This is a genomic window from Thermoanaerobaculia bacterium (assembly GCA_035260525.1).
Lineage (GTDB): Bacteria > Acidobacteriota > Thermoanaerobaculia > UBA5066 > DATFVB01 > DATFVB01.
Genome location: DATFVB010000325.1, coordinates 1 through 4988, shown reverse-complemented (window position 1 = coordinate 4988; position 4988 = coordinate 1). Strand labels below are relative to the sequence as shown.

The 4988-nt window shown below is 71.5% G+C and carries 5 protein-coding genes; 2 read left to right on the top strand and 3 right to left on the bottom strand.

Annotated elements, in window-relative coordinates; genetic code table 11:
* A partial coding sequence (locus VKH46_15500) for a CAP domain-containing protein (protein ID HKB72251.1) occupies positions 1 to 957 on the top strand: 957 nt, incomplete at its 5' end.
* Positions 958 to 979: 22 nt separating this feature from the next.
* A complete protein-coding gene (locus VKH46_15495; GenBank protein ID HKB72250.1) occupies positions 980 to 1969 on the top strand; it encodes a CAP domain-containing protein in 990 nt (329 codons plus the stop codon).
* 18 nt (positions 1970 to 1987) lie between these two features.
* Here the strand turns inward: VKH46_15495 and VKH46_15490 are convergent, their stop codons facing one another.
* From VKH46_15490 to VKH46_15480, 3 genes are all read right to left on the bottom strand, one after another.
* Complete coding sequence (locus VKH46_15490; GenBank protein ID HKB72249.1) at positions 1988 to 3520, bottom strand: choice-of-anchor Q domain-containing protein; 1533 nt, start codon at positions 3518 to 3520, stop codon at positions 1988 to 1990.
* Positions 3517 to 4725, bottom strand: coding sequence for a pyridoxal phosphate-dependent aminotransferase (locus VKH46_15485; protein ID HKB72248.1), 1209 nt, complete (start codon positions 4723 to 4725; stop codon positions 3517 to 3519). Before VKH46_15485 ends, VKH46_15490 begins: the two co-directional genes overlap by 4 nt.
* Positions 4726 to 4772: 47 nt before the next feature.
* Positions 4773 to 4988: hypothetical protein (locus VKH46_15480; protein HKB72247.1), on the bottom strand; the 216-nt coding region annotated here is incomplete at its 5' end.

Genomic DNA, 4988 nt, shown 5'->3' with positions numbered 1-4988 from the left:
CTCCTCGCCGCGCCGATTGCTCTTCTTTCCGCGTGCAGCATTCTCCACGCGCCCCCGGAGCATCTGTCGATCGCGCCTCCCGGCCTCGCCTCCCCGGTGACCGACGGATGGCCGGACGGCGCCCCCTCCGATCCCGTCGCGGCGGCGGTTTTCGAGCAGATCAACGCGGACCGCGCGCACGCGGGACTGCCGCCCGTCGCGTGGGACCCGAAGGCGGCCGATCTCGCGACGAAGTACACGCGGGAACAGATCCGCCAGGGCACGGTCGGCCACTTCCTCCTCGACGGCGTCCCGCCCTACGCGCGCCTGTCCCGGACCGGCGATCTCGGGGTGGGCGCCGAGAACGCCGTCGCCTACATCTCGACGGGGGACCGGCTCGACGAACCCCCTCTCGACCTCGCCCTTCGCGGTGAGCGCGAGATGCTCTCCGAAAAGCCGCCCGCCGACGGCCACCGGCGCGCCATCCTCGATCCGGCCGCGACGCACGTGGGGGTCGGATGGTCGGCCGCGGGGAGCGACTTCCGTATGGCGGAGGAATTCACCTCCCGGCGCTACGTCCATCTCGACGTCTCGCCGATTTCGCGGTACGCCTCGGCGATCCGCGTGCGCGGGCAGGCGCTTCCGGGGATGAGGATCGCGTACGTTTCGGTCGCGCGCCAGCCGTTCCCGTCGCCGATCTCGCTCACCGAAGCGAACTCGCGCCATTCCTATTCATACCCGTCGCCGCGTTTCGTCCTCGTTCCCGCCGCGTCGCCGTCCGTCGCGTTCGGGCTCGCGAACCGCCGGTGCCTGGTCCCCTCCGTTCACGGGCGGTTCTCGTTCGCATACCAGGCCGACGAGCCGGGCATGTGGACGTTCATCCTCTATTTCCAGCGCAGGGGAGAGCGGGAGCCGGCGCCGGGCGGATCGTTCACGGTCTGGGTGGACGAGGCGACTTCCGCGGCCGTTCGCTCCTGACCGCTTCGCCGGCCGAGGCATCGTGAAAAGGAGCCGCGTTCACTCCCACGCGCGCGGAGTCGTCCTTTCGGTGTCCTGTGCCGCGGCCCTCGCCGCCTGCGCCGCGGCCCGGCGCGACTCCGCTCCCCTGTCGATCACTCTCCCGGACCTCTCCGCGGCGCTCGAAGACCGCTTCCCGCGCGGCGGCGCACCCGCCGACCCGGTTTCGGGGGCGCTCTTTTCCCGGATCAACCGGGACCGCGCCGCGCACGGCCTCGCGCCCGTGCTCTGGGACGAGGCCGCGGCCGCTCTCGCCCGCCGGACGACGCGCCGGCAGATCGCGGAGAGGACGAACGGGCATTTCCTCCTCGACGGCCTCCCGCCGTACGCCCGGCTCTCGGGCGGCGGCGACTTCGGGATGGGACGCGAGAACGCCGCCGCCTTCATGTCGGAGGCGGGACGCCTGCACGAGCCGGCGGAAGCGCTCGCCCTGCGCGCGCAGGCGGAGATGATGAAGGAGACCCCGCCGAAGGACAGCCATCGCCGCACGATCCTCGACCCCGAAGCGACGCACGTCGGGATCGGATGGGCCGAGCAGGGCGGAGAACTCCGCCTGGCGGCGGAATTCACGGCCCGCGGCTACGAGAGACTCCGCGTGCGGCGAGGCGGGCGAGCCGCGTCGATCGAGGTCGACGGCGAGGCGCGGCCCGGCGCCCTCCTCCGGTACGCGACGGTCGCGCGCGAAGCGGTTCCGACACCGATCTCCCGGCGCGAGGCGAATGGACGGGAGTCGTATTCGTATCCGGCGCCGCGGCTGATGATCCTGCCCGAAGGGAGCCGCGAGCGCGGCGTCGGCATCCGGACCGTGCATCGCCTCTCCCTCGGGCCGGGAGCCGCTTTCTTTTTCTCCTACGATTTCGACGCGCCGGGGCTCTGGACGTTCGTCCTCTATTTCCAGCGCCGGGGTCCGGGGACGCCGGAAGCGGGAGCCTCGATCTCGGTGCGGGTGACGGGAAGACGCGCAGGACCTTGAAGCCGTGCGCGCGGACGGTCAGCGGGACGCGCCCCGCGCGGGAACGGCCGGAATCGCGGCGGAAATCGGGCACGGACGCGCGCGCAACGGCGCCTCGAATTCGTAGGCGCCGACGTCGACCGAGCCGTCCGCGCGGCGCGCCCGCCCGTCGGCGTCCACGCAGGGAGCGGCCGATGCCAGACCCCTCCCGATCGCGCCGCTGCCGGCGCGCAGGTGGAAGTCCCCCCGCGCCGGGTCGATGAAGGCCGGGTCGCCGGAGAAATTCCCGTCGCGGCCGACGAAGCGCGGGTCTCTCAGGATCGAGTGCGTGACGAGGGACGGCACGGCGTCTCCCGCGAAGGCGGCTCCGTCCCCGGCGAAGATCGTGTTGGCGATCTCGATGCCCGAGACCGAATTCCCGCCGGCTCCGTAAGAGTCGGCGTAGAAAGCCACTCCCGAGCGGCCGGCGCCCGACGCCATGGTGTCGTTGACGATGCGGACGTTCTCGATGCGATTCCCCGTCGATCCCGTTCCCGAGCCCGCTTCGCCGCCGACCGCGAAACCACGTTCCCCCCAGACGACGTCGTCGACGACGTCCACGTCGCGCACGACGAGCCCGGTCGCGCCGCTCCCTCCGGCGAGGAAGTAGATCGCGGCAGCATCCCCGCCCCGGATCCGGTTGCGCGCGAGGAGGATCCCCTCCACGACTCCGTCGGTCGACGGCGGGCGGTCGAGGCGGGCCCCCGAGATCGCCGCGACCGCGATTCCGTTGTCGAAGAAGTCGTTTCCGGTGACGGCGACCCCGGAGACGCGGTTGCCGCCTCCTTCGACCCCGATTCGCACGCCGATCGCGTTCCCGCGAAACGTGTTGCCGTCCACGGCCACCTCGCCGACCGCCCCCGCCGTCCCGCCCGCTTCGCACAGGACCGCCGCGACGTCGCCCCCGAAATCGAGAAACGAGTTCCGGGCGATCGTCACACCCTCGACCCTCGCGCCGGACGACTCCTCCGCGGTGCCGATCGACACGGCGTGGCCCACGTCCACGGCCCCCCCTCCTTCGAAGACGTCGTCCTCGATCCGGACGTCGCTCACCGTGGCCGAACCGGGCGCGTCGGGCCGGCCGGCGAAAACGTAGAACACGGCCCCGCGGCTCCCGATCAACCGGAGCCCTGCCGCACGGAAATGAGACGCGAACACCGAGATCGGGGAGCCGGAGACCGTCACGAGGGCCCGGCCGGACGCGTCGATCGGTCCCAGGATCGAAATCCCCTCCCTCGTGACCGGCGGAAGGTCGCTCGTCAGCGCGATCGTCCGCCCCGAGAGGGAAGGATCGATCGTGATCGCCGTCGGTCCCGCCGCCCCGTCGGCTGCGGTCAGCGCCTCTCGCAGCGAGATCCCGTCCGGCCCCGGAGCCGCTCCAAGGGCGGCCGGGCTCGAGACGTCGCCGTTGACGACGTCGTTGGCCGTGGTGACGATGAGGTCGTCGCCCCGCGCGGCGCCGGCGACCGCCGCGGCCGCGAGCAGGGCGATGCCCAAGCGCAGGACGGCCGGAAAATTCCCGGGATGGGTCATCGGCCGCGCGCGAACTCCGCGAACCGCTCCATCCCCTTCTCGATCTCTTCCCGCGCCGCCGCGAACGAGAAGCGGATGTAGCGATCGTCGCCGAACGCGATCCCCGGGACAGACGCGACGCGTCCCCGCTCGAGCAGGAGCTGCGAGAATTCCTCCGAGCCCGCCGCACCGGACCGAGGAAAGAGCGCCGAGACGTCCGCGAACGCGTAGAAGGCGCCGTCGGGAGCGGGGCACTCGACTCCCGGAACGGCGTTCAGGGCGGCGGTGACGAGCTTTCTCCGGAGCGCGTACTCGGCGAGCATCGCGTCGACCGACTCTTTCGCCCGTTCGAGCTCGGTCAGCGCGGCGAGCGCCGCCGCCTGAGAGATCGACGAGGCGTTCGAGGTCGAGTGGCTCTGGTATCCGGACATCGCGGCGATCACGTCCTTCGGCGCGACCGCCCAGCCGAGCCGCCAGCCCGTCATCGCGAACGTCTTGGAGGCCGCTCCCGAGATCAGCACGTGGTCGGCGTGCGCGGCCCAGTCGTCGGCCGGAGAAGCGTGGCGGCGGCCGTCGTAGAGGAAGAGCTCGTAGCACTCGTCGTAGAGGACGAAGATCCGCCGTTCCTTCGTCCACGCGAGGATCCTCGCGAGCTCGCCCTCCTCGATCGCCGCGCCCGTCGGGTTGTTGGGCGAGTTCAAGATCAGGCCGCGCGTGCGCTCGGAGAACGCCGGGATCAGGTCGTCGAGCGCCGGGCGGAAGCCGTTCTCGCGCCGCGAAGGAGCGAAGACCGGCGTGGCGCCCGAGAGCCGAATCATTTCCGGGAAGGACACCCAGTACGGCGCCGGCACGAGGACCTCGTCCCCCTCCTCGAAGAGCACCTGGCAGGCCTCGAAGAGCGCCTGTTTGCCCCCCGCGGTGACGATGACCTGCGACGGTTCGGCGTCGACTCCGCGCCGTCGGAATTTTTCGGCGATCGCCTCGCGCAGGGCGGGCTCTCCGGGCGTCTCGGTATAGCGCGTCCGGTCCGCCTCGATCGCCTCGATGCCGGCCTCTTTCACGAAACGGGGGGTCGGAAAGTCCGGCTCGCCCACGCCGAGGTCGACGACGTCGACGCCGCGCCGGCGCAGGTCGGCCAGCGTGCGCGAGACGGCGAGCGTCGGAGACGGGCGGATCTCCCGGGCGCGCCGCGTCAGCCGCGGCGCGGTTGGGACGGGGACTCTCACGGGCGGACCTGCGCGGAAAAAGCTCCGTTCTTCACCGGGAAAATTTATCACGCCCGGCGCGCGCGCCACGTGCGCGCGAACGCGGAAAACGCCGTCCACTTCTTGCGGCCGACGAGGACGAGGACGACCTCCCAGACGCACCAGGCGCCGTAGACGCCGATCATCGCGTTGCGCGTGGACGGGAAGAGGAACTGGACGAGCCAGAAGAGGAAGAGCACCGCCGCTTCGTAGGCGGAGAGAGACATCGACGCGAGCAGCAGCCA